This window comes from Streptomyces sp. NPDC048211, from assembly GCF_043202315.1.
Lineage (GTDB): Bacteria > Actinomycetota > Actinomycetes > Streptomycetales > Streptomycetaceae > Streptomyces.
The window spans coordinates 155417-178503 of record NZ_JBIDAD010000005.1; the positions used below are offsets into that span (position 1 = coordinate 155417).

General features: G+C 71.7%; 20 protein-coding genes and 1 pseudogene. 8 read left to right on the plus strand and 13 right to left on the minus strand.

Annotated elements, in window-relative coordinates; genetic code table 11:
• Positions 1–110 precede the first annotated feature (110 nt).
• The gene (locus tag ACGFZA_RS20340) at positions 111–2534 is read right to left on the minus strand and encodes an ABC transporter (protein WP_393680769.1); all 2424 of its coding nucleotides are present in this window, start codon (positions 2532–2534) and stop codon (positions 111–113) included.
• 158 nt (positions 2535–2692) lie between these two features.
• Here ACGFZA_RS20340 and ACGFZA_RS20345 point away from each other — a divergent pair, with 158 nt between their 5' ends.
• Positions 2693–3181, plus strand: coding sequence for a hypothetical protein (locus tag ACGFZA_RS20345; RefSeq protein ID WP_393680771.1), 489 nt, complete (start codon positions 2693–2695; stop codon positions 3179–3181).
• Between the two features lie 92 nt (positions 3182–3273).
• Here the strand turns inward: ACGFZA_RS20345 and ACGFZA_RS20350 are convergent, their stop codons facing one another.
• A complete protein-coding gene (locus ACGFZA_RS20350; RefSeq protein ID WP_385285567.1) occupies positions 3274–3489 on the minus strand; it encodes a dodecin in 216 nt (71 codons plus the stop codon).
• Positions 3490–3691: 202 nt separating this feature from the next.
• Between ACGFZA_RS20350 and ACGFZA_RS20355 the strand changes: the two genes are divergently transcribed.
• The 3 genes from ACGFZA_RS20355 to ACGFZA_RS20365 all read left to right on the plus strand — a co-directional run bounded on the left by ACGFZA_RS20355 (position 3692) and on the right by ACGFZA_RS20365 (position 6959).
• On the plus strand, positions 3692–4948 hold the full coding sequence (locus ACGFZA_RS20355) for an extracellular solute-binding protein (RefSeq protein ID WP_385285569.1): 1257 nt from the start codon (positions 3692–3694) through the stop codon (positions 4946–4948).
• 338 nt (positions 4949–5286) lie between these two features.
• Positions 5287–6117 (plus strand): GNAT family N-acetyltransferase, encoded by an 831-nt coding sequence (locus ACGFZA_RS20360; protein ID WP_385285570.1) that lies wholly within the window; start codon positions 5287–5289, stop codon positions 6115–6117.
• Entirely contained in the window at positions 6114–6959 is an 846-nt protein-coding gene (locus ACGFZA_RS20365) for a lysophospholipid acyltransferase family protein (protein WP_393680775.1), read from the plus strand. The genes ACGFZA_RS20360 and ACGFZA_RS20365 overlap by 4 nt, the downstream gene beginning before the upstream one ends.
• On the opposite strand, the gene egtD is transcribed toward ACGFZA_RS20365, so the two are convergent.
• From egtD to egtA, 4 genes are read right to left on the minus strand one after another with little or no spacing between them, the layout of a single operon-like run.
• Positions 6902–7864 (minus strand): L-histidine N(alpha)-methyltransferase, encoded by a 963-nt coding sequence (gene egtD, locus ACGFZA_RS20370; protein WP_393680777.1) that lies wholly within the window; start codon positions 7862–7864, stop codon positions 6902–6904. The genes ACGFZA_RS20365 and egtD overlap by 58 nt on opposite strands.
• Positions 7861–8616 (minus strand): ergothioneine biosynthesis protein EgtC, encoded by a 756-nt coding sequence (gene egtC, locus ACGFZA_RS20375; RefSeq protein WP_393680779.1) that lies wholly within the window; start codon positions 8614–8616, stop codon positions 7861–7863. The genes egtD and egtC overlap by 4 nt, the downstream gene beginning before the upstream one ends.
• Positions 8616–9965 (minus strand): ergothioneine biosynthesis protein EgtB, encoded by a 1350-nt coding sequence (gene egtB, locus ACGFZA_RS20380; protein WP_385285576.1) that lies wholly within the window; start codon positions 9963–9965, stop codon positions 8616–8618. The genes egtC and egtB overlap by 1 nt, the downstream gene beginning before the upstream one ends.
• Positions 9962–11278: an ergothioneine biosynthesis glutamate--cysteine ligase EgtA gene (gene egtA, locus ACGFZA_RS20385; RefSeq protein ID WP_385285578.1), complete on the minus strand. Its 1317-nt coding sequence runs from the start codon at positions 11276–11278 to the stop codon at positions 9962–9964. The genes egtB and egtA overlap by 4 nt, the downstream gene beginning before the upstream one ends.
• A 146-nt stretch (positions 11279–11424) precedes the next feature.
• On the opposite strand from egtA, the gene ACGFZA_RS20390 reads away from it, so the two are divergent.
• Complete coding sequence (locus tag ACGFZA_RS20390; RefSeq protein ID WP_393680782.1) at positions 11425–12267, plus strand: TIGR02452 family protein; 843 nt, start codon at positions 11425–11427, stop codon at positions 12265–12267.
• 148 nt (positions 12268–12415) lie between these two features.
• Here the strand turns inward: ACGFZA_RS20390 and ACGFZA_RS20395 are convergent, their stop codons facing one another.
• Complete coding sequence (locus ACGFZA_RS20395; RefSeq protein ID WP_385285582.1) at positions 12416–12883, minus strand: type II toxin-antitoxin system PemK/MazF family toxin; 468 nt, start codon at positions 12881–12883, stop codon at positions 12416–12418.
• A gap of 177 nt (positions 12884–13060) precedes the next feature.
• On the opposite strand from ACGFZA_RS20395, the gene ACGFZA_RS20400 reads away from it, so the two are divergent.
• Together ACGFZA_RS20400 and ACGFZA_RS20405 are read left to right on the plus strand one after the other, a co-directional pair.
• Positions 13061–14083 (plus strand): LacI family DNA-binding transcriptional regulator, encoded by a 1023-nt coding sequence (locus ACGFZA_RS20400; protein WP_385285584.1) that lies wholly within the window; start codon positions 13061–13063, stop codon positions 14081–14083.
• 384 nt (positions 14084–14467) lie between these two features.
• A pseudogene (locus tag ACGFZA_RS20405) lies at positions 14468–14665 on the plus strand (hypothetical protein); the annotation flags it as partial.
• Positions 14666–14787: 122 nt separating this feature from the next.
• Here ACGFZA_RS20405 and trxA read toward each other — a convergent pair.
• Positions 14788–15159, minus strand: coding sequence for a thioredoxin (trxA, locus tag ACGFZA_RS20410; RefSeq protein ID WP_393680786.1), 372 nt, complete (start codon positions 15157–15159; stop codon positions 14788–14790).
• Between the two features lie 116 nt (positions 15160–15275).
• Between trxA and ACGFZA_RS20415 the strand changes: the two genes are divergently transcribed.
• Complete coding sequence (locus ACGFZA_RS20415) at positions 15276–16715, plus strand: dihydrolipoyl dehydrogenase family protein (RefSeq protein WP_393680788.1); 1440 nt, start codon at positions 15276–15278, stop codon at positions 16713–16715.
• 293 nt (positions 16716–17008) lie between these two features.
• Here ACGFZA_RS20415 and ACGFZA_RS20420 read toward each other — a convergent pair whose 3' ends face one another.
• The 5 genes from ACGFZA_RS20420 to ACGFZA_RS20440 are packed head-to-tail and all read right to left on the minus strand — an operon-like array spanning position 17009 to position 23080.
• The gene (locus tag ACGFZA_RS20420) at positions 17009–18226 is read right to left on the minus strand and encodes an amidohydrolase (protein WP_393680790.1); all 1218 of its coding nucleotides are present in this window, start codon (positions 18224–18226) and stop codon (positions 17009–17011) included.
• A gap of 45 nt (positions 18227–18271) precedes the next feature.
• Positions 18272–19288 (minus strand): ABC transporter ATP-binding protein, encoded by a 1017-nt coding sequence (locus tag ACGFZA_RS20425; RefSeq protein ID WP_393680792.1) that lies wholly within the window; start codon positions 19286–19288, stop codon positions 18272–18274.
• On the minus strand, positions 19285–20340 hold the full coding sequence (locus ACGFZA_RS20430) for an ABC transporter ATP-binding protein (RefSeq protein WP_393680795.1): 1056 nt from the start codon (positions 20338–20340) through the stop codon (positions 19285–19287). The genes ACGFZA_RS20425 and ACGFZA_RS20430 overlap by 4 nt, the downstream gene beginning before the upstream one ends.
• Positions 20340–21341: an ABC transporter permease gene (locus tag ACGFZA_RS20435; protein ID WP_393680797.1), complete on the minus strand. Its 1002-nt coding sequence runs from the start codon at positions 21339–21341 to the stop codon at positions 20340–20342. Before ACGFZA_RS20435 ends, ACGFZA_RS20430 begins: the two co-directional genes overlap by 1 nt.
• Before the next feature lie 2 nt (positions 21342–21343).
• On the minus strand, positions 21344–23080 hold the full coding sequence (locus ACGFZA_RS20440; protein WP_393680799.1) for an ABC transporter substrate-binding protein: 1737 nt from the start codon (positions 23078–23080) through the stop codon (positions 21344–21346).
• Positions 23081–23087: the final 7 nt, after the last annotated feature.

Consider the following 23087-nt stretch of genomic DNA (forward strand, 5'->3'; position numbering starts at 1 on the left):
GGGCATGCCCATGATTGGTCTGGACCAGCTAACTGTCAACGTTCTTTACTGTTTCATTCCTCATTGCTTGCCCGAGCGCACAACTCGGCGGTTGTGCTTGGGAGTTGTGGTCAGCCGAGGCGAAGGGCCACCCGCAGGTACGCGGCCGTCCTGCTCTCCGGTGTGCGGGCCACCTCCGCCGGCGGTCCCGCGGCCACGATCCGGCCGCCCCGGTCGCCGCCGCCCGGACCGAGGTCGATCACCCAGTCGGCGCCCGCCACCACGGCCATGTCGTGCTCCACGACCACCACGGTGCTGCCCGCGTCGACCAGCCCGTGCAACTGCCGCATCAGCACCTCGACATCGGCCGGATGCAGCCCCGTCGTCGGCTCGTCGAGCAGATACAGGGTGTGGCCACGGCGGGCGCGCTGGAGCTCTGCCGCCAGCTTGATCCGCTGCGCCTCGCCGCCGGACAGCTCCGTCGCCGGCTGCCCGAGCCGCAGATAGCCGAGCCCCACGTCGAGCAGGGTCCGCAGACTGCGCCCGGCGGCGGGTGTGTCCGCGAAGAAGCCGGCCGCCGACTCCACCGTCAGATCCAGCACCTGGGCGATGTTCAGCCCCCGCAGCGTGATGTCGAGCGTCTCCGGGTTGTACCGGGCGCCGTGGCAGTCCGGGCAGGGCGCGTACGTGCTCGGCAGGAAGAGCAGCTCCACCGAGACGAACCCCTCGCCCTGGCAGGTCTCGCACCGCCCGCCCGCCACGTTGAAGGAGAACCGGCCGGCCCGGTAGTCCCGCTCGCGCGCCGCGTCGGTGGCGGCGAACAGCTTGCGCACCACGTCGAAGAGCCCGGTGTACGTGGCCAGGTTGGAACGGGGCGTACGGCCGATGGGCCGCTGGTCGACCTGGACCAGCCGGTCCACCGCCGCCAGCCCTTCCGCCGAGGCGCAACCGGGTGACGGCCGCTCCGCCCCCGGCTCCGAGTCATCGGTGGCCTGCCGGTCGGCGAGCACGCCCGCGAGCACCTGACCCACCAGCGTCGACTTCCCCGAGCCCGAGACCCCCGTCACGGCGGTGAACACCCCGAGCGGGAAGGCGGCGTCCACACCGCGCACGTTGTGCCGGTCCACCCCGCGCAGCCGCAGCCACCCCGAAGGGGCGCGTACCTCGCGTACGGGGACGGGGCCCTCGTCGAAGAGGAAGCGCCGTGTCGCCGACTCCGCGACGTCGGCGAGGCCGGCCGGCGGACCGCTGTGCAGGATCCTGCCCCCGTGCTCGCCGGCCAGCGGACCCACGTCCACCAGCCAGTCCGCCTGCCGCACCACATCCATCTGGTGCTCCACGACGAACACCGTGTTCCCGGCCTCCTTGAGCCGGCCGAGCACGCCGAGCAACGACTCCGTGTCGGCCGGGTGCAGCCCGGCCGACGGCTCGTCCAGGACGTAGACGACGCCGAAGAGGCCCGACCGCAGCTGGGTGGCCAGCCGCAGCCGCTGGAGCTCGCCTGAGGAGAGCGTCGGGGCCGTGCGGTCCAGGCTGAGATAGCCCAGCCCCAGCTCGGTGACCGTCCCGATCCGGGCCAGCAGATCCTCCGTCAGCACGCGTGCGGTGTCGCTCCCGCCCGACGCGGACAGCACCTCGGCGAGCCCCGTCAGCGCGAGCCCCGCCAGCTCCGCGATCGTCCGGCCCGCGAAGGTCACCGCGAGGGCCTCCGGCCGCAGCCGGCTGCCACCGCAGACCGGGCAGGGCGCACTCGTCAGGAAGCGCTCGGCCTTCGCGCGCAGCGTACGGCTGCGGGAGTCGGCGAACGTGTGCATCACATAGCGCCGCGCACTCATGTACGTACCCTGGTACGGGCGTTGGATCCGGCCCGCGTCGCGCACCGGATGGACCGTCACCACCGGCTGCTCGTCGGTGAACAGGATCCACTCACGGTCGGCGGGATCGAGCTCGCGCCACGGCCGGTCCACGTCGTAGCCGAGCGCGTCCAGCACATCGCGCAGGTTCTTGCCCTGCCACGCCCCCGGCCAGGCGGCGATAGCCCCGGCCCTGATCGACAGCGCCGGGTCGGGGACCAGGAGGTCCTCGGTGGTGCGATGGATCAGGCCGAGACCGTGGCACTCGGGGCAGGCCCCGGCGGCGGTGTTCGGGGAGAACGCGTCCGAGTCCAGCCGCTCGGCCCCCTGGGGGTACTCCCCGGCCCGGGAGAACAGCATCCGCAGGGAGTTGGACAGCGTGGTCACCGTACCGACGGAGGACCGGGCCCCGGGCGCGGAGCGGCGCTGCTCCAGCGAGACGGCGGGCGGCAGCCCGGTGATCTCGCCGACCTTCGGTGCACCCACCTGATGGATGAGCCGCCGGGCGTAGGGGGCGACGGATTCGAAGTAGCGGCGCTGGGCCTCCGCATAGATCGTCCCGAAGGCCAGCGAGGACTTGCCGGACCCGGACACACCGGTGAAGACGGTGAGGGTGTCGCGCGGGATGTCGACCCGGACGTCCCGCAGATTGTGCTCGCGTGCGCCGCGGACCCGGACGTACGGATCGTGGGGGGTGGCCATGGGGGCGGGGCTCCGTACGGTTCGGGGCGGGCTGACCGGGACAAACGGTTTGATTCTAGGCTTCGAGGCGTGGCCGGGGGTCGCCGAGGGCGGCACGGCGCCGCGTGCCGCGCCGTGCCGGGTCGTCGAACGCCGTCCCGCCTTGGTTTGCTGGCCCTATGCGAGACGACGCCCGGCCGTTGGCCGTATTCGATCTGGACGGCACGCTCGCGGACACCGCCCACCGTCAGCACTTCCTGGAAGGACCCCGGCGTGACTGGGCCGGCTTCTTCTCCGCGGCATCCGACGATCCGCCCCTGCCCGAAGGTGTACGGCTCGCTCTGAGCAGCTCCGAGGAGTGCGAGGTCGTCTACCTCACCGGACGCCCGGAGCGCTGCCGCAAGGACACCGTGGCCTGGCTGGCCGGGCAGGGGCTGCCCGAGGGGCGGCTCCACATGCGGCGCAACGACGACCGGAGGCCGGCCCGCAGGACCAAGCTGGAGATCCTGGAGCGGATGGGGCGGGAGCGCGACGTGCGGATGCTGGTGGACGACGACGAGCTGGTCTGTGACGCCGCCGAACGGGCGGGATTCACCGTGGTGCGAGCCCGCTGGACGCGAGCCTCGCCCGCCTTGAAGGACGCCCAGGAGCGCGAGGGGCGCACCTGAACCGGGGCGGAGGCAGTCGCGTTCCGGCGTCCGGATCCGGGGCGGAGTCCGTCGCTACCCGGTGTCGGGATCCGGGGGAGGAGCCGTCACCGTCACTCCTTGTCGTCGAGCCTGAAGCCCACTTTCAGGCCGACCTGGTAGTGCTCGATTCGGCCATCTTTGATCTGTCCGCGCACCTGGGTGATCTCGAACCAGTCGAGATTGTGCAACGTTTCCGAGGCTCTTGCGACGCCGTTGCGGATGGCCGCGTCGACGCCTTCGTGGGAGGTTCCTACGATCTCGGTGACGCGATACGTGTGATTCGACATGATGTGTCCCCTCTCGTTCCTACCAAGGTGCCCCAACTTGGCGCGGTTCGCGAGAGGTCGCCGGGCGCCGGCCCCTCCTGGCCGGCCCTTGACCAAAGTATTGGTCCATACCAAAATCCAGCCACGCCCGTGCGAGCGCAGCCCGCAGTCCCCCACACCGGGTCCGCAGTCTTGTCCTGCCGTTTCGCAGAAGGTGACCCTCGTGAAGAACCGCACGCTTGTCGGAGCCATTGCCCTGATTTCCACCGTCGCGCTCGGCGGGTGCGGAATGATGCCCGGGTCGGACGGTCCGGGCGACAAGAAGGTCACGATCTGGCTGATGAAGGACAGTGTCACCGCCGACTTCCTGGACCGCTTCAAGAAGTCGTACGAGGACGAGCACGCCTCGGTCGAACTGGAGTTCAAGATTCAGAGCTGGAGCGGAATCGGACCGAAGGTTCTCGAAGCCCTCAGCGGCAAGGACACCCCGGACGTCATCGAAGTCGGAAACACTCAGGTCGCCCAGTACGCGGAGAGCGGCAATCTGCGCGATCTCACCCTGGAGTCGATGCGTGACCTGGGCAGCGACGACTGGCTGCCCGGTCTCGCGGAGCCGGGCAGTATCGGTGGTGTCCAGTACGGAATCCCGTGGTACGCCGCCAACCGGGTGGTGATCTACAACAAGGACCTCTTCGAACAGGCGGGAATCAAGAGCCTGCCGAAGACGCGTGCGCAGTGGGTCGCGGACAGCGAAAAGCTGAATCGCGACGGCAACCAGGGCATGTATCTGCCGGGCCAGAACTGGTACGTACTCGCCGGATTCATCTGGGACGAGGGCGGCGAACTCGCCAGCGACAAGGGCGGAGACTGGCAGGGCACGCTGAACGCCTCCGCCGCGCTCAAGGGAATGGACTTCTACGCCCAGCTCCAGGCGCTGGGTGACGGGCCCAAGGACGCGGACGAGGAAAAGCCCCCGCAGAGCGACGTGTTCGCCAAGGGGAATGTCGCGCAGATCATCTCCACTCCCAGTAGCGCGACACTGATCGAGAAGGCGAATCCCGAACTCAAGGGAAAACTGGGCTACTTCCCGATCCCGGGCAAGACCGCGAAGGCGCCCGGTTCCGTATTCACCGGGGGTTCCGACCTGATCATCCCGCAGAAGGCGGACCAGCGCAGCGCGGGGTACGAGGTCATCAAGGCCCTGGCCGGGGCGAAGTGGCAGGAGGACCTCGCCAAGACCATGAGCTACGTGCCCAACAAGTCCACCCTGGCCCATGTCATCGAGGGCGAGGAGAGCACGGCCGCGATGGCCGCGGGCGCCGCACGGGGTCACGCGACCCCGAACTCGTCGCAGTGGGCGGCCGTCGAGGCCGCCAACCCGATCAAGCCGTACATGACGGCGGTCCTCCAGGGCGGCGACCCGGCGGCCGAGGCGAAGACCGCATCCGAGAAGATCACCGCGCTGCTCGCGGGCAGCTGACCCGGCGGCCGCCGCGGGGCCCCGGGTGGGGCGCAGCGGGAGGGGCGCACGCTGCGGGGCGCCGCAGGGTCCCGTGGGGGGACGGCGGGAGGGTGGCACGCCGCGGGGCGCGGCAGGGTCCGTGGGGGGACGGCGGGAGGCTCGCGCACCGCGGGATTCAGCCGTCGCACATCCCGGCTCTCCATGGTGGTCACGTCGAATCCAGCCGGTGACGGAAGAAGTAGGAGTGTCCGGTGCGGGGGCCACATCGCCCCGGCACCGGACCTCCCAAGGAGCCGGGCCCCACCTCTGCGCGGGGCCTGGCAGCCGCTCCTGCCGACCCGTCCCCGGAGTCCGTCATGCATGTGCTGCCCACCGCTTCCCCTGCCACTCCCGCCGCCGCCCCGTCCGTTCCCGCGCAGCAGCCCGACCGGGCCGCCGCCCCCACCGGACCGCCGCGCTACCGGGTCTCCCTCGCCGTGGACCAGGCGGAGATACGCGCCGCCCAGCGGCTGCGCCACCAGGTCTTCGCGGCCGAGTTCGGCGCCCGGCTGGACGGTCCCGAACCCGGCCTGGACAGCGACGCCTTCGACGCGTACTGCGACCACCTCCTGGTCCGGGAGACGGCCTCCGGCGAGATCGTCGCCACCTACCGGCTGCTGCCGCCCGAGCGCGCACGCATCGCCGGACGCCTCTACGCCGAGGGCGAGTTCGACCTCACCCGGCTCGCGTCCGTCCGGGACGACCTGGTCGAGGTCGGCCGTTCCTGCGTCCACCCGGCCCACCGCGACGGTGCCGTCATCGCACTCATCTGGGCCGGGCTGGCCCGCTACATGGAGCGCAGCGGACACAACTGGCTGGCCGGCTGCTGCTCGATCCCTCTCGCGGACGGCGGGGTGGCGGCCGCCCGCGCCTGGGAGACCGTACGCACGAAGCACCTGGCGCCCGAGGAGTACTGGGTGTCGCCGCACCGTCTCTGGCAGCCCCCGGCCGCGCTTGCGGAAGGTCCCGGAGGGCTTTCCTCGCTGCCGCCCCTGCTGCGCGGCTACCTGCGGCTCGGTGCGCGGGTCTGCGGGGCGCCCGCCCACGACCCCGACTTCAACGTCGCCGACCTGTACGTCCTGCTCTCGCTGCGCGGCACCGACCCGCGCTACCTCCGGCACTTCCTCTCGCTCGCCCCGCAGCAGTGAGCACCTGGCTGCCCGTCTCGCCCTGCACCCCGCCCGGCTGCGCCGTCCACGAAGGCTCCGTCCGGCACCCGGCCCCGGCGGCGGCCCTGCTGCTCGCCGGCTGCGCGCTCACCCTCACCGGCGCGCTGTGCGCCCCGCTCACCCTGCTCCTGGGCCGGGCCTGCCGGGAGCTGCTGACCCGGGCGTGGTCGCACGGGGTGATCCGCGCCTTCGGGGTGCGTGTGCGCGTCGTCGGCCGGCCGGACGCTCACCGGGGCGGGCCGGGGGTCCTCGTCGTCGCCAACCACGTCTCCTGGCTGGACATCCCCCTGGTCGCGGCTGTGTGCCCCGGCCGGATGCTGGCCAAGAGCGACATCAGGCACTGGCCGCTGCTCGGGTCGCTGGCCGCGCTCGGGGGCACCCTCTTCGTCGAGCGCGACCGGCTGCGCGCGCTGCCCGCGACCGTGCACGCCCTCGCCTCGGTGCTGCGGGGCGGGGCGCGCGTCGTGGTCTTCCCGGAAGGCAGCACATGGTGCGGCCGCGGGGCCGGCGGCCGGTTCCGGCCCGCCGCCTTCCAGGCGGCGATCGACGCCGAAGCCGCGGTCCAGCCCGTCCGCATCCGCTACCTCGGTGCTCCCTCAGGGCGCCGGGCCCCTGCGGGAGCCGCCGCGTTCGTCGGAGACGACCCGCTGACCGCCTCCCTGTGGCGGGTGGTGCGGGCGGCCGGACTGACCGCCGAGATCCACGTCATGACGCCGATCCCGGCGGGCACGGTCCACGGCCGCCGCGCACTGGCCGGACTGGCTCAGTCCACGGTGGCCAGCGACAGGGCGAACCTGCCCGCCGCGTCGGTCCACCACTGACTCAACCGCATCCCGGCAGCGTCGAGTTCCTTCCGGACCCCGTCCCTGCGGAACTTCGCCGACACCTCCGTCCGCACCTCCTCGCCGGCCTCGAACGACACCAGCAGGTTCAGTTCGGGAATCTTCACGGTGAGCTCCCGGCGGGCCCGCAGCCGCATCTCGATCCACTCCTGCTGCGGGTTCCACCGGGCCACATGCTCGAAGTCGTCCGGGGCGAAGTCCGCCCCCAGTTCCCGGTCGACGACCGACAGGACGTTCCGGTTGAACGCGGCCGTCACCCCGGCCGCGTCGTCGTAGGCGGCGACCAGCACCTTCTCGTCCTTCACCAGATCCGTGCCGAGCAGCAGCGTGTCCCCGGGGGAGAGCAGCGACCGCACCGACGAGAGGAACGTGGCCCGCTCGTCGGGGAGCAGATTGCCGATGGTGCCGCCGAGGAACGCGACCAGCCGGGGTCCCGGAGTGGCGGGCAGCGACAGTTCCGCGGTGAAGTCGGCGATCAGCGCGTGCACCGACAGCCCGGGACGCTCCTCCAGCAGAGCCTCCGCCGCGCCGCGCAGCGCGCTCTCGCTGACGTCGACCGGCACGTAACTGTGCAGCTCCGGCAGCGCGTCCAGCAGGTGCCGCGTCTTCTCCGATGACCCCGAGCCCAGTTCCACGAGCGTCCGGGCACCGGAGGCGGCGGCGATCTCGGCCGCCCGGTCGATCAGGATCTCCCGCTCCGCACGCGTCGGGTAGTACTCGGGCAGCCGGGTGATCTCCTCGAACAGCTCACTGCCGCGGGCGTCGTAGAACCACTTGGGCGGCAGCGTCTTGGGGTGTCCGGTCAGGCCGTGCAGCACATCGGCGCGCAGCGCGGCGTCCGTCGCGTCCACCGGCAGGGTACGGGTCAGCAGAAAGGGACTCACTGGGTGGGCTCCTTGAGCGTGGTCAGCAGAACGTCTGCGGGGGTCGCGGTCAGCAGCGTGCGGTCGGGGACCTCGTGCCAGCGCGGGTCGTCGTCGTACGGCTCCGAGGCGACGACCGCGTGCCGGCCGGGCTCGGCCAGGTACCACAGGGTGTCGCCCCAGGCCGTCGCCACGATGGTGCGGCCGTCGGTGAGCAGCAGGTTGAGCCGGGATCCGGGAGCGGCCCCGGCGACCTCCACCACGGTGTCGGCGACCGCCTCCGCAAGCGCGTCGCCCGCCGCCAGACGGTGCTGGATCAGGGCCCAGAGCAGCGCCGAGTCGCAGCGGGCGGTGAGGCCGAGCAGTTCGGCCGGCGGCAACGCCGCCGCCAGCGGCGCCACCGATCCGGGCCAGCCCCTCACCACGCCGTTGTGGCTGAACAGCACGTCGCCGCCGCTGAAGGGCGCGGCCGCCGCCTCGCCGTCCGGGTCCGCCTCGGTGGCGTCCCGGACCGCGGCGAGCAGGGCCTGGCTGCGCACCACTCTGGCGAGATCGGCGAAGGTCTGGTCACCCCAGACGGGGCCCTGCCGGCGGTACCGTCCCGGCACCGGGTCCCCGTCCGCGTACCAGCCGACACCGAAACCGTCCGCGTTGACGGTCCCGTGCCGCTGCCGACGGGGCTCCCAGGACTGCCGGACCAATGAGTGCTCCGGCTGCGTCAGCACCGCGCCCAGGGGCACCGGCGGCCCCACATAGGCGATATGGCGGCACATCAGAGGTCCCTGGCCGTGCGGAAGCCGGAGAAGATCTGGCGCCGCACCGGCAGGTCCCAGTTGCGGAACGTCCCCCGGCAGGCAACCGCGTCCACCGCGAACGAACCGCCCCGCAGCACCTTGTGGTCCGGGCCGAAGAAGACCTCCGAATACTCGCGGTACGGGAACGGCGCGAAGCCCGGATAGGGCAGGAAGTCGCTCGACGTCCACTCCCACACGTCGCCGATCAGCTGCCCGGCGCCGGACGGCGCACGCCCGGCGGCGTACGCTCCCGCCGGCGCCGGACGCAGATGGCGCTGCCCGAGGTTGGCACGCTCCGGAGTCGGGTCCGCGTCGCCCCACGGATAGCGCCGGGAGCGCCCGGAGGCAGGGTCGTGGCGGGCCGCCTTCTCCCATTCCGCCTCGGTGGGGAGCCTGCGGCCGGCCCAGCGGGCGTACGCGTCCGCCTCGTACCAGCTCACGTGCAGCACCGGCTCGTCCGCCGGGACGGGCTCGGTCACCCCGAAGCGACGACGCAGCCACTGCCCGGCGTCCCGGTGCCAGAACAGCGGCGCCGCCAGTTCGTGCTCACGCACCATCGCCCATCCCTCGGGCGCCCACCAGCGCTGTTCCCGGTAGCCGCCGTCCTCGACGAACGCCCGGTAGGCGCCGCAGGTCACCGGTGCGGTGTCGATGAAGAAGCCGGGGACCTCGCGCCGGTGCGCGGGGCGCTCGTTGTCGAGTGCCCACGGCTCGGTCGACGTACCCATGGTGAACGGACCGCCGGGGACCAGGACTTCGGCCGGCAGGGCGGCCGCCCCGGTGGCCCGCGGCGGTTCCGGCGCGTTGAGTGCGGCGGGGCCCGAGCGAAGCTGATGGGTGATCAGCATGGTTTCGTCATGCTGCTGTTCGTGCTGGGCGATCATCCCGAAGACGAATCCGGACCGCACCAGTGGCCGGTCGCCCAACGGCGTGGACTCCAGTACGTCCAGTGCCCGGCCGCGCACCTCCGAGGCGTACGAACGGGCCTCGGCGGGCGCCAGCAACGGCAGCGAGGGACGGGTGGCCCGGGGGTGCTCGAAGGCGTCGTAGAGGCCGTCGATCTCCGGGCGCATGGCCTCGCGGCCGGCGACGCCGCGCAGCAGCCACAACTCTTCCTGGTTGCCGATGTGCGCGAGGTCCCAGACCAGGGGAGACATCAACGGGGAGTGCTGGGCGGTGAGTTCGCGGTCGTCCACGCTGTCGGTGAGGAGTGTGGTGCGCTCGCGGGCGGTGAGCAGCGCGGCGAGCGCGCGCTCCCGGAGCGCCTCGGGGTCCGGGATGTCCGGGCCCTGCGGCCCGTTCGGCGAAGGTGCGGGGGAGTCGGTCATGAGAGGGTCCCCTTCGGGTGGGCAGGACCGTGGCGCCGGTCCGTCGTCAGCAGTTCCCGCAGATCGTCGGCCGGACATCGGCCCCGGGCGACATAGCGGTCCCGGAAGCCGGCCACCGCCTCCTGGACGGCCGGCGACGCGCCCCTCCTGGGCAGCGCCTCCAGGGCGAGGTCGAAGCAGACGACCGCCGCGGCCCGCAGTTCCGGATCGCTCAGCCCGTCGCGGGCGGCCCCGGCCCAGAGCGGATTACGCGGAGCGGCCCGTGGGCCCGCTGTCTCGGCCAGGGGTTTGACGGTGCGGTACACGGTCTCGGCGGCCTCCGGGTCGTCGAACAGGGCGGTGGTGACGGCGAGAGGCACGATCCAGCCGTCGTCACCGGGCTGCGCGTCGATCATGCGCAGCTCCAGATGTCCCCGCGGGCGTACCGGCGGGAACAACGTGGTGATGTGGTAGTCGAGATCGGCCCGGACCGGGCGTCGCGGCTCCCCGCGGCGGATCCAGTCACGGAAGGTCAGCCCCTCGGGCACGGCCCAGGGCCCCTCGTCGCCCCGGATGCACATGACGGGCGTGTCCAGGACGTGGGCGGCCCAGGCGTCCCGCGGCGGCAGCTGCCAGGCCGGGGCCAGCGTGCGCAGCGGATCGAGGTCGGCCCACAGCGACTGGCGCGTCGAGCGCCAGGGCGTCGGCCTCCCCAGCCGGAACGGCGAGTTGGCGAACGTCGCCACCAGCACCGCACCCAGCAGGTGGGACAGCTGCCAGCGCCGCCCGTACCCGAGCGGTCCCGGCTCCTCCTCTCCGGAGTCCAGGCAGACCTGGACGGACGCGGTCGTGCACATCATGGCCCGGCCCGCCGGACCCGACCGGTCGAGCGCGAGCTCCATGGCGTCGTAGCGCGGCTGGCGCAGCAGCCGGTGCGGCGGATGCCAGGGATCGACGCCGAACCCGGCCGGAGCGAGGCCCAGACGGCCGAGGGTTTCCCGTACGGCGACGAGATCGGCGGCCGTGTCGTTGATGCACGCCATGAGGGATGCGGCGGGGCGCGAGCTGAGCTCCAGCTGGCCGCCGGGTTCGAAGGTGAGCGCCGCGTTCAGGTGCAGCGCCCGGACGGCCGTGGCGGCCGCTTCGAGACGGTGGTGCGGGACAGGCACGTGGGGCCGGTCGCGATCGTGCAGGAGCCATTCGAGTTCCACTCCCACGATGCGGGGCGGTCCCGTCTTGAAGCAGATACAGCGCAGTAAATCCTCCGCCTCGCCCTCGCCGAGGGGCGTGGCCTGTCCGGGCGGACCGTGTTCGCCGGGTGTGTCGGATGACATGCCGGGCCTCCTGTTCCGGTTCGTCCGTCCTACCCAAACCCCTGCCGGGAGTTCGCACAAGAGTGCCCCTGTGCGTCGGAAAATCACTTGCGTCCCTACCGCGGGGCGGTGACGATGCCCCGTATGCACCATAAGGGGGAGGGCCGGTGAGCGCCCGGCTGCGCGGTATCGCGCGAGAGACCGAGGCCATCGTCGAGGCGGGGCACTACCGCACACCGCAGGGCCGGGAGGTCAGCATCGAGCGCGCGCTGACCGCAGCGCTGTCGGGAACCAGGCTGTACGGCCCCGAACCGGTGCACGTGGCCGCGCTGGACGGGAACCGCACGCCGCGCATCGAAGTCACCGGCGAGAGCAGCCTGCAGGCGGCGCGCCGGATGACCGGTGAGGGACCGGGCAGGGTCGCCGTCCTGAACTACGCCTCCGCCCGCAATCCCGGCGGGGGGTATCTCAACGGGGCGCAGGCGCAGGAGGAGGCCCTGTGCCGCGGTTCCGCCCTGTACGCGACGCTGTTGCGGGCCCCCGAGTACTACGCCCACCACCGCGCCGAACGCAGCGCCTTCTACACCGACCGGGTCATCCACTCGCCGGGCGTGCCCGTCTTCCGTGACGACCGCGGCCGGCTGCTCGAAACCCCCTGCACCGTCGGATTCCTCACGTCGCCGGCGCCCAACGCCGGGGTGATCCGCAGCCGGACCCCGGAGTCGGCGCACCGCATCCCCGCAGCCCTCGCCTCGCGCGCCGAGCGGGTGCTGGAGGTCGCCGCGGTGCGCGGCTACCGCAGACTGGTGCTGGGGGCCTGGGGATGCGGTGTGTTCCGCAACGACCCCGCCGAGGTGGCGGGCGCCTTCCGCGCCCTGCTCGCCGACGGCGGTCGCTTCGCGGGCCACTTCGAGCAGATCGTCTTCGGGATCCTCGACCGGAACGAGGATTCGCCCATCCGGGCCGCCTTCGCCCGTACGTTCGCCGATGCGGCTCAACTCTCATGCTGAGGTTGAGCCATAGGCTTCGACGTCAGCCCGTCCGTCGGGCCTGGACCGTTCGGGTCGACGGGCCCGCCACGGCGCGGGCCGACGGCGGTCCTGGCGGGTGCCGACCGCCGTCACGGCCGCGTGGGCCCGCGACGCGTGCCGACTGCCGTCACCGCCAGTCGTAGAGCTCCCGCAGCCGACCGACGACCAGATCGAACCTGTCCCGGTCCAGCGCGCACGCCTCACGCCGCATACCGTCCTCGTGCACCCTCAGCACCCGGTCCAGATCGACCCAGGACGGGCGGCCCGAACTGTCCCAGGGGCCCGCTCCCAGCGCCACCCATTCCCGGTCCCGGTCGTGCTGCTTGCTGGACAGCTGTACGGCGAGCAGCGTGCCAGCCCCCTCACGGGCGACGACGAGAACCGGACGGTCCTTGCCGCGCCCGTCGTTCTCCTCGAACGGCACCCAGGTCCAGACGATTTCGCCCGGATCGGGGTCGCCGTCCCGGTCGGGGGCGTACGAGGTGCGGACGGGGCCCACGTCGTGCGGGTCGGCCTGGGACGTGGCGGTGGGACCCGCCTGGCCGGGGAAGGCCGTCGTGCCGTCATTGCTGTCGCTGCGGTGCTGGATGGTCATCGCAACACCGTAGGACCTGCACGGCCCCTCGTGCGGAGCGGGTCCGCCGAACGGGCCGCGGACCGCGACGGGGACACGCCCGTACCCGGCGGGCCGGGACCTCGACCTGAGGTTCACATCGGGTCCGGGCCCCGGCGCGCCCCCGTGCCGAACGGGTCTGGAAGACTGCCCGACGCCATGAGTCAGTTAACCGAGCAGCCCGCCGAAGGCCCCGTTCCGACCAGCGCCGACGTGGCGCGGCTCGCCGGCGTCTCCCGGGCCACCGTGTCGTACGTACTCAACAACAACACCGCCGTACGGATCAGCGATCCGACCCGTCGCCGAGTGCGGGAGGCCGCCGCCGAACTCGGCTACGTACCGCATGCGGCCGCCCGCAGTCTGCGCGCCGGACACTCGCGGATGGTGCTCCTGCCGACCGCGAACCTCCCCGCCGCGCCGCTGCACCACCGCTTCCTGCACGGGCTGGAATCCGGCCTGCGGCACCTCGACTACACCGTCGTCCAGTACGGCTCGATCGGCCTGGACCCGGACGCCGCCGCCCGCGCCTGGGCCGAACTGCGGCCGGTCGCCGTCATCGCTCCGGGTTCGGTCCCCCTCGCCCCGCAGAGCATCGCCGTACTCAGGCGCTCCGGTGCGAAGGCGGTCATCACCCTGGGGCCACAACCGGTGCCGGGAGCCCACGCGCTGATCACGGATCAGCGGGGGGTGGGCGAGAGTGCCGTCCGGCACCTGCTGGAGCGCGGGCGGCGCCGGATCGGCGTGGTGATGCCCGGAGAACCCGGCCTCGACCTGTTCGCCGGCCCCCGGCTGGCCGGTGCCCGGCAGGCCGCCGCGGCCGTCGCGGCCCGGATCGAGGAGCTTCCGCTGCGGTACACGGAGGAATCGGCCGCCGGCCTCGCCGCCCGCTGGCGCACGCTCGGTCTGGACGCCGTCTTCGCGTACGACGACAACTACGCGATGCTGCTGATGCGGGCCCTCCAGGACGCCGGCATCGACGTGCCCGCGGAGACCGCCGTGGTTGGCGCGGACGATTCCATGCTGGGAAGGCTGTTGCGCCCGAGGCTCAGCAGCGTACGGATGGAAATGGCCACGGTGCAGCCGCTGGCCGACCTCGTCGACCGGCTGGTTCGGCATCCCGGGACCGAACCGGAACGGCACGACCTGCTGCGGGCGAGGACCGTCCACCGCGAGTCCAGCTGAACCGGCCGCCAGCGCGGCGACATGCGCAGCGGACGCCCCTTGCTTAGCGTCATGACCATGAGCCATCCGCAGAGTTACGAGATCCTGCTGGTCCCCGCGTTCGCCGACGGCAAGGGCACGGCGGCCGAGGGAACAGGTACGAAGGATGCGGACGCCGGGGAACCGGTGTCCGGCGAGTCCGGGTCCGGGGCCGGCTCCAGTGATTCCGGGGCCGCTGATTCCGGGTCGGGCGGTGCCGGTTCGAGGGATGCCGGCGCAGAGGCTTCGCAGACGAAGGACCCGGCTGCCGAGGACCCGGCTGCCGAGGACGCGGAGCCCGAGGACGCGGAGCCCGAGAGCACGGGCGCCGAGAGCTCCGGCAGCCGTGCCGTCGGGAGCGTCCGGCCGGGCGCGGCCATCCGCTCGGCAGTCGTGGTCGCCACGGGCGAGACCGGCGAGTCGGGATACCCCCGCTATGCCGGTGAGGGCATGGTGGCGGACATCGACCCCGCGACCCACACCGTCGAGGCACTGCTGATCGACGGCTCGGAGCTCGACTACGGACTCTCGGTCCGCGTCTCGGAGCGGCACGCGGACGGCTGAAGCCGCCCGACTTCCGGCACGGCGGCAGCCAGGCCCAGCAGGCTTGGACCGCCCCGCACCGCAGCAGTCAGGGCCCGGCCGTCACCGGCCGGGCCCTGCTGCGGGTCGGGCGCGGGTCCCGTCTACTTCTGTTCCTTCTGCTGGTCCTCCATGGACTTGCGGACCTCGTCCATGTCCAGCTTCCTGGCCTGACCGATCACGTCCTCCAGGGCGGCCTCGGGCAACGCACCCGGCTGCGAGAAGACGGCCACGTTGTCCCGGACGATCATCAGCGTCGGGATGGACCGGATCTCGAAGGCCGCCGCCAGCTCCTGCTGGGCCTCCGTGTCTACCTTGGCGAAGACCAGATCCGCGTGCCGCTCCGACGCCGAGTCGTAGACCGGCGCGAACTGCCGACACGGGCCGCACCAGGAAGCCCAGAAGTCGATCAGGACGAACTCGTTGTCACTGACGACCTCGTCGAAGTTTTCCTTGGTGAGCTCTACGGTGCTCATGCTCTGCTACCTCTTCCTGTCCCCGTATCGACGTGTCCCCGGACAACGGTGACCGCGCTTGCGCTATTCCGCCTGCCCATGTGGCCGCCGCGCACACCCATGACCAGAATGGGCCCATGACACATGCTGTGGAGCCTGTCGCGTACGACGTCGTGGTCATCGGTGCCGGTCCGGTGGGGGAGAACGTGGCCGACCGCGCCCGCGCCGCCGGGCTGAGTGCCGCCATCGTGGAGTCCGAGCTCATCGGAGGCGAGTGTTCGTACTGGGCCTGCATGCCGAGCAAGGCCCTGCTGCGCCCCGTCGTCGCCCGCGCCGACGCCCGCCGGGTCCCGGGCCTCGCCGCCGCCGTCCAGGGCCCGCTCGACACCGCCGCCGTGCTCGCGCACCGGGACACGTACGCCTCGCACTGGAAGGACGACGGCCAGGCCGCCTGGCTGGAGGGGATCGGAGTCGACATCTACCGGGGCCACGGTCGGCTGACGGGCCCGAAGGCGGTCACGGTCACGGAGCCCGACGGTACGGAGCGCCGGCTCACGGCCCGGCACGCGGTGGCCGTGTGCACGGGCAGCCGGGCCGTCGTCCCCGATCTGCCGGGCATCGAAGGGGTCCGCCCCTGGACCAGCCGAGAGGCGACGAGCGCCAAGGAGGTGCCCCGCCGTCTCGTCGTCGTGGGCGGGGGAGTGGTCGGTGTGGAGATGGCCACCGTCTGGGGCGCCCTGGGAGCAGACATCACCATGCTGGTCCGCGGCAAGGGGCTGCTGCCCCGCATGGAGCCGTTCGCCGGTGAGCTCGTCGCCGAAGCGCTGACCGACGCGGAAGCCGACATCCGTACGGGCGTCTCCGTCACCTCCGTACAGCGCCCGGCACCGGACGGACCGGTCACCGTCGCACTCGACAACGGCGAACAGATCGAGGCGGACGAGATCCTCTTCGCCACCGGCCGCGCCCCGCGCACCGACGACCTGGGCCTGGAGACGGTCGGCCTGAAGCCGGGGTCCTGGTTCACCGTCGACGACAGCTGCCGGGTCGAGGGGACGTCGTGGCTCTACGCCGTCGGCGACGTGAACCACCGGGCGCTCCTCACCCACCAGGGCAAGTACCAGGCCCGCATCGCGGGCGCGGCCATCGCGGCCCGCGCCCAGGGCGTCCCGCTCCTGGAGACGGACCGCTGGGGTGCGCACGCGGCCACCGCCGATCACGCGGCCGTCCCCCAGGTCGTCTTCACCGACCCGGAGGCCGCCTCGGTCGGCCTCACCCTCGCCGAGGCCGAGCAGGCGGGCCACCGGGTCCGGGCCGTCGATCACGACCTCGCGGCGGTGGCCGGATCCGGCCTGTACGCGGACGGCTACCGGGGCCGCGCCCGCATGATCGTCGACCTCGACCGGGAGATCCTGCTGGGCGTCACGTTCGTGGGCCCGGGCATCGGCGAACTGCTGCACTCGGCGACGATCGCGGTCGCGGGGGAGGTCCCGATCGATCGTCTCTGGCACGCGGTTCCGGCGTATCCGACGATCAGCGAGATCTGGCTCCGGCTGCTGGAGGCTTTCAGGGGATAGGAACCGCCGTCGGCCTCGAAGCTCCGTGACGGTCCGCCGACCGAGTCGGTGGACCGTTTTCGTGCCGTGAGCAGGGTGGGGCCCAGGTGTCGTCTCGGGGAGGCGCCGGGAGATATGCCCGCGGTACAGAACGGTCCACACCGCTCATTCGGATCGTGGGCCATGGCCCCGGACCCGGGACGATGCCGATGGCCAAGGCAGGAGCGGGAACCCGGGGGATTCTCAGGGTTCCCGCTCCCGCACCGTGCGTCACCCACATGACGGAGGTGACCCGTGCATGAGGGTGGTGACGCCTACGTGGCGGAGGTGACCACTTCGAGGCCGTCGGCCACGATCCGGCCGTCGTGCAGGACCGTTCGGTCGGTGCCGCGGTCCATGACGGCGCTGCTCGGCGTCTCGCCGTCGACGAGGAGCAGGTCGGCGCGGTCGCCGACCGCGAGGCCCGGCCGGTCCGTCACCCCGGCGAGGCGCGGGACGTCGTGGCTCATGATGGAGGCGCCGCCCATGCTGGCCACCGCGAGGCACATCTCGATGTGGTCGTCGCGGCGGAAGTTGTTGGTGAAGGCCAGCTGCCAGGTGCGGTCGAGCAGGTCGCAGTTGCCGTAAGGGCTCCAGTAGTCGCGCTGGCCGTCCTCGCCGAGGCCGACACGGACGCCGGCCTCGGTGAGTTGGACGAGCGAGAGTTGGCTGCGGCCCGCGGGGGCGACGGTCGCCATGGCGATGTCGAGCTCCGCGAACTCCTCGATGAGGCGACGGCTGGTGGATTCGTTCACCGAGCCGAGCTCGTAGGCGTGCGACATGGTGACCTTGCCCTGCATACCGAGGGCGCGCACCCGCTCCAGGATCAGATCCGTCGAGAAGACGCCCAGCTCACCGGGCTCGTGCAGATGGATGTCGACCTCGACGCCGTATTTCTCGGCAAGGCCGAAGACCACGTCGAGGTGGCCCTTGGGGTCACGGTCCAGAGTGCAGGGGTCGATGCCGCCCATCACGTCGGCGCCCGCCTTGAGCGAGGCCTCCAGGTAGTCGGCGGTGCCGGGCTCGCGCAGGATGCCGGCCTGCGGGAACGTCATGATCTGGACGTCGGCGAGGTGCCCGAACTTCTCCTTGGCGGCGACGACCGCCTCGAACTTCTCCAGCTTGCAGTCCACGTCGACCTGCGCGTACGTGCGCACCCGCGTCGTACCGTGGGCGATCATGCGCTCCAGGGTGCCGGCCACCCGCTCGGGCAGGGCGACCTCGGCGTCGCGCCAGTTCTCGCGGTCGTTCATCATCATCGTCCACACGCCGGGGCCGCCGGTGTGCGGGCGGAACGGCAGGCCGACGCGGGTGGAGTCCAGGTGGACATGGACGTCGCTGAAGGCCGGCAGGAGCAGGCGGCCGCGGCCCTCGACGACCTCTGCGGCGGGCGTGGCCGCCGGGTCGTGCGGGCGGATCGCGGCGATGCGGGTGCCGTCGAGCTGGATGTCACTGCGCTCGCCGCCCCAGGGGCGGACGTCACGGATGAGCATGTGGTGCAACTTCCTTACGTTGTCGGTCGGTCGGCGGGTGGCGGGTCAGTGGTGGGCGGCAACGGCCTGGTCGGCGAAGTGGCAGGCGGGTCCTTCGTCGCTCGCCACTGACGGCACCTCTCCCGCACAGCGTGCCTGTTCGGCCTCGCCGAGAGTGGGGCGCAGCGGGCAGCGCGTACGGAACACGCAGCCGGAAGGCGGGTTCGCCGGGGTGGGCAGGTCTCCGCTGAGCCGGATCCTGCGGCCCCGGTCGGCGTCCGGGTCGGGCTGGGGCACGGCGGAGAGCAGGGCCCGGGTGTAGGGGTGGCGGGGATGGTCGAAGACGTCCCGGGTCACTCCGCTCTCCATGATCCTGCCGAGGTACATGACGGCGACGCGGTCGGCGAAGTGCCGTACGACGGACAGGTCGTGGGCGATGAAGAGGTACGAGACGCCCGTGTCGGCCTGGATGTCCTGGAGGAGGTTGACGACCTGCGCCTGGACCGAGACGTCGAGGGCGGAGACCGGCTCGTCGCAGATGATCAGGCGCGGTTCGAGCGCGAGGGCGCGGGCGATGCCGACGCGCTGCTTCTGCCCGCCGGAGAACTCGTGCGGGAACCGGTTGTAGTGGTCGGGGCGCAGGCCCACCCGGTCCATCAGTTCCCGTACGCGCGTCTTGATCCCGCCGGCCGGGTCGATGCCCTGGGCATGCAGCGGGGCGGCGATGGCGGCGCCGACCGTCTGCCGGGGGTTGAGGGACGAGGTGGGGTTCTGGAACACCATCTGGACCTGGCGCCGGTACTCCTGCGCCTCGGCCCGCTTCATCGCGCCGATGTCGCGGCCGTCGAGGCGGACGGTGCCCGAGGTGGGTTCGAGGAGGCGCATCAGCAGCCGCCCGGTGGTGGACTTCCCGCACCCCGACTCGCCGACGATGCCGAGGGTCTGTCCCGCGCCGACGGAGAAGCTGACACCGTCGACGGCCTTGACCGGGGCGCCGCCGCGGCCCATCAGGCCGCCCCTGCCCGGGAAGTGCTTGGTCAGGCCGTCGGCCTCAAGCAGCGGGGTCTGCTCGGTGGTGGTCATCGCGCGGCCTCCTCGGTGGTGTCGCCGACGGTGTCCCCGGTGGTTCTCCCGGCGGCGGCGAGATGTTCCTGGTGGCACCGGGACGGATGGTCGGCCGCCTCGGCCGTGATGAAGGCCGGCCGCTCGCTGTGGCACAGCCCGTCGGGCACGAGCTGGGTCTGCGGGCAGCGGTCGGCGAAGAGGCACCCGGTGGGCAGCGCGGTGAGCGACGGCGGGAAGCCGGGGATGGGCCGCAGCCGTTCGCCGTTGTCGCCGAGCGTCGGCATGGAGGCGAGCAGGCCCTGGGTGTAGGGGTGGCGCGGGTCCCGGAACAGCGCGCGCACGCTGCCCCGCTCCACGCACTGTCCGCCGTACATGACGGCGACGTGGTGGCAGACCTCGGCGACGACGCCGAGGTCGTGGGTGACGAGGACGACGGCGGTGCCGGTCTCCTGCTGGAGTTCGCCGAGCAGATCGAGGATCTGCGCCTGCACGGTGACATCGAGAGCGGTCGTCGGCTCGTCGGCGATGAGCAGTTCGGGTTCGCAGACGAGCGCCATGGCGATCATCGCGCGCTGGCGCATGCCGCCGGAGAACTCGTGCGGGAAGGCGCCGGCCCGCCGCTTCGGGTCGGGGATGCCGACCCGGCCGAGCATGTCGATGGCGACGGCGAGCGCGGCCTTGCGCGACACCTTGTTGTGGACGCGGTACGCCTCGGCGATCTGCGCGCCCACGGTGTGGAAAGGGTGCATCGCGGAGAGCGGGTCCTGGAAGATCATGGCGATCTTCTTGCCGCGCCAGGTCCGCATCCGATCCTCGGACAAGGAGTTGAGGTCGGTGCCGTCGAGCAGTATCTCGCCGGTGACCTGTGCCCGGCTCTCCTTGAGGAGGCCCATCAGCGCCTGGCTGGTGACGGTCTTGCCGGAGCCGGACTCGCCGACGAGGCCGATGGTCTCGCCCCGGTTCAGGGTGAGGTCCATGCCGTTGACGGCGTGCACGAGTCCGTCATCGGTGGGGAAGGTGACGTGCAAGTCGCTTATACGGAGCAAGGGTTGCTCGGTGGAGGTGGACATCAGGCGGCCCTCACTCGTGGGTCGATGACGGCGTAGACGGCGTCGACGACGACATTGGCGACGATGATGAAGAAGGCGGCGAGCAGGGTGATCGCCATGGTCACGGGCAGATCGCCGGCCTGCGCGGCCCTTACGGCGGTGAAGCCGACTCCGGGGACGGAGAAGATCTGCTCGGTGAGGACCGCGCCGCCGAGCAGCAGGCCGATGTCGAGGCCCAGCATGGTGACGACGGGGGTGAGCCCGGCGCGGGCGCCGTGCCGGACGACCATGGCGGTTTTCGACAGGCCCTTGGAGCGGGCGGTGCGCATGAAGTCCTCGCCGAGCGTCTCCAGCATGGAGCTGCGGGTGACGCGGATGTACTGGGCGCTGAAAAGGACGGCGAGCGCGACCCAGGGCAGCAGATAGTTCTGGAACCAGCCGCCGAACCCGGCGGGTCCGAAAGGTGAGGTGATGGCGTTCGTCGTGAACGGCAGCAGGTCGAAGGTCGAGACGAAGACGAGGAGCAGGAGCAGACCGGTGACCGGGATCGGCAGGGACACGCCGACGGATGCGGCGCCGACGATCACCTTGTCGGTGACCTTGTTCTTGCGCAGCGCGGCCAGCGTCCCGAGGGTGACGCCGGCGACCGTCCACAGGACGATCGCTCCGACGGCGACGGAGACCGTGTACGGCAGGGCGCGTTCCAGTACGGCGGTGACATCCTCGTTCGTCTGGAAGGACTTGCCGAAGCAGGGCCACTCGCACAGCGACTGCGCACCGGCCGCGCCGATCGTCCGCCCGTGGAACAGGCCGGACATGTAGGTCAGGTACTGGGAGAGGAACGGCTTGTCCATGCCGAGGGCGACGCGCGCCTCCGCGACGCGTTCGGGCGTGCACTCCTGGCCGCATGCCGCGGCGGCCGGGTCGGCGGGCCCGAACTGGAACAGGCTGAAGGTGACGAAGCTGATGACGGCCAGCAGGAGGACGGTGGCGCCGAGACGCCGAAGCAGAAAGGCAGGCATGGTCACCCCTTCTTGGACACGACCGAGACGGTCGACAGGTCGATGGAGCCGAAGAAGTAGCCGACTTGCGCGTTGCGGATGCGGGATCCGACGACGCTGCGGGTGACACTCCTGATCAGCGGGACGAGCGGGTAGTCCTGCATGCTCCGGTCGAAGAGCGTCGCCCACTTGCGGCCGAGGTCCTCGCTCGTTCCGTTCTCGCCACGCAGTGCGTACATGGCGCGGGCGATCTCCGGGTCGTGGTAGCGGGGGATGTTGGAGAAGCCGAAGGACTCGCCGTCGACGCTCGGGCCCAGGTTCGGGTCGACGGTCGTGCGCACCGAGCCGCTGTCGGCGCCGCCGCACCAGCCGCTGCGGGCGATGTCCGGCATGTTCTCGCCGGCGAGCGTCGTGTAGTAGTTCGCGGCGGGGATGGCGCGCAGTTCGAGGTCGATGCCGATCTGCTTCAGGTTCTGCTGGAGCGAGGTGCCCATGTTCTTGTAGCGGGGGGTCGCGTCGGCATACCCGTAGACGAGCTTCTTCGGGTAGTCGCGGCCCTTGAGGAGCTTCTTGGCCGCCGCCACCCGGGGCTGCCCCGACGGGGCGAGGGCCGTGTGCTGGGTGACGTATCCGCGCTGGTCGGGGTTGATGTACGACTGGGTGAGCTTGCCGAAGCGGGCGCCGCCGTACTGGAGGTGGATGGCCTTGCGGTCGATGGCGACGGCGATCGCCTCGCGCACGACGGGGTCCTTGATGGTCTCGGTGTTGAAGTCCAGGACGTCGGTGCAGCCGATCAGTGCGGAGGCGGTGCGCCGCGCGACGTTCGCCGTGTCGAGCTTCGCCGCGTCGGACGCCTGGAGGCCGCCCGCGCTGTCGAGCGTGAGGGCCGTCGCGTCGGAGTCGGCGAGCAGCTGCTGGCTGATGGTCGACTGGGCTGTGGAGAGGCTGAAGGTGAAGGTGTCCGGCAGCGCGGTGCGGTTCGGGTCGGTCGCCGGGTCCCATGCGGGGTTGCGCACGAGCTGCATGGAGCGGCCGCGGTCGTAGTGCTTGATCTTGTACGGGCCGGTGGACACCGGGTGGTTGGTGTAGTCGAGCTTGGTGTCCTTCGCCCGGGGCACGGGGGCGGTGTTGGAACGCGAGACGAGCGCGGGGAACTCCGCGAAGGGCTGCTTCAGCCTGAAGACGACCGTGCGGCTGTCGGGCGTCTCGATGCCCTTGAATTCGCTGGCGGAGCCCTGGGCGTAGGGGCCCTTGTAGCCGTCGTCGGACAGGGCCGCGTTCAGTTCCTGCGGCGCCTGTGTGTAGACGTCGCGGGCGTAGGTCCGCTCGACGCCGTACTTGACGTCCTTGGCGGTGACCGGTGAGCCGTCCTCGAACTTGAGCCCCTTCTTCAGGGTGTACGTCCAGGTCAGTCCGTCCTTGGACACCTTGCCGAGATCGGTGGCGAGGTCGGGGACGATCTTCGGGGGCTTGCCCGCCTCCTCCTTCGCCATGGTGAGGGTGCGGTAGTAGAGCTGGCCGACGTTGGCCGTCTGGACGTAGTTGCTGTTGCCCGGGTCGAGGGTCTGGAAGTCGGTGGACATCAGGACGTTGACGTTGCCGCCCCGGGTCGTGTCGCCCTCGCCGACCTTGACGGCCTCGAAGGCGTCGGCGGGGGCGCGGGAGCCCGAGCCGGGCGCGGGCTTGGGGCCACCGCACGCGGTGAGGGCCAGTCCGGTGGCCACCGCCAGGGCGAGCGCCGCCGTGGTGCGTCGATTCACTGCTGCT

Bases quoted from the DNA above. Each gene is read 5' to 3' on its own strand.
- ACGFZA_RS20340 (WP_393680769.1), bottom strand. From the start codon at position 2,534: ATGGCCACCCCCCACGATCCGTACGTCCGGGTCCGCGGCGCACGCGAG.
- ACGFZA_RS20345 (WP_393680771.1), top strand. From the start codon at position 2,693: ATGCGAGACGACGCCCGGCCGTTGGCCGTATTCGATCTGGACGGCACG.
- ACGFZA_RS20350 (WP_385285567.1), bottom strand. From the start codon at position 3,489: ATGTCGAATCACACGTATCGCGTCACCGAGATCGTAGGAACCTCCCAC.
- ACGFZA_RS20360 (WP_385285570.1), top strand. From the start codon at position 5,287: ATGCATGTGCTGCCCACCGCTTCCCCTGCCACTCCCGCCGCCGCCCCG.
- egtC (WP_393680779.1), bottom strand. From the start codon at position 8,616: ATGTGCCGCCATATCGCCTATGTGGGGCCGCCGGTGCCCCTGGGCGCG.
- egtB (WP_385285576.1), bottom strand. From the start codon at position 9,965: ATGACCGACTCCCCCGCACCTTCGCCGAACGGGCCGCAGGGCCCGGAC.
- egtA (WP_385285578.1), bottom strand. From the start codon at position 11,278: ATGTCATCCGACACACCCGGCGAACACGGTCCGCCCGGACAGGCCACG.
- ACGFZA_RS20395 (WP_385285582.1), bottom strand. From the start codon at position 12,883: ATGACCATCCAGCACCGCAGCGACAGCAATGACGGCACGACGGCCTTC.
- ACGFZA_RS20400 (WP_385285584.1), top strand. From the start codon at position 13,061: ATGAGTCAGTTAACCGAGCAGCCCGCCGAAGGCCCCGTTCCGACCAGC.
- trxA (WP_393680786.1), bottom strand. From the start codon at position 15,159: ATGAGCACCGTAGAGCTCACCAAGGAAAACTTCGACGAGGTCGTCAGT.
- ACGFZA_RS20415 (WP_393680788.1), top strand. From the start codon at position 15,276: ATGACACATGCTGTGGAGCCTGTCGCGTACGACGTCGTGGTCATCGGT.
- ACGFZA_RS20420 (WP_393680790.1), bottom strand. From the start codon at position 18,226: ATGCTCATCCGTGACGTCCGCCCCTGGGGCGGCGAGCGCAGTGACATC.
- ACGFZA_RS20425 (WP_393680792.1), bottom strand. From the start codon at position 19,288: ATGACCACCACCGAGCAGACCCCGCTGCTTGAGGCCGACGGCCTGACC.
- ACGFZA_RS20430 (WP_393680795.1), bottom strand. From the start codon at position 20,340: ATGTCCACCTCCACCGAGCAACCCTTGCTCCGTATAAGCGACTTGCAC.
- ACGFZA_RS20435 (WP_393680797.1), bottom strand. From the start codon at position 21,341: ATGCCTGCCTTTCTGCTTCGGCGTCTCGGCGCCACCGTCCTCCTGCTG.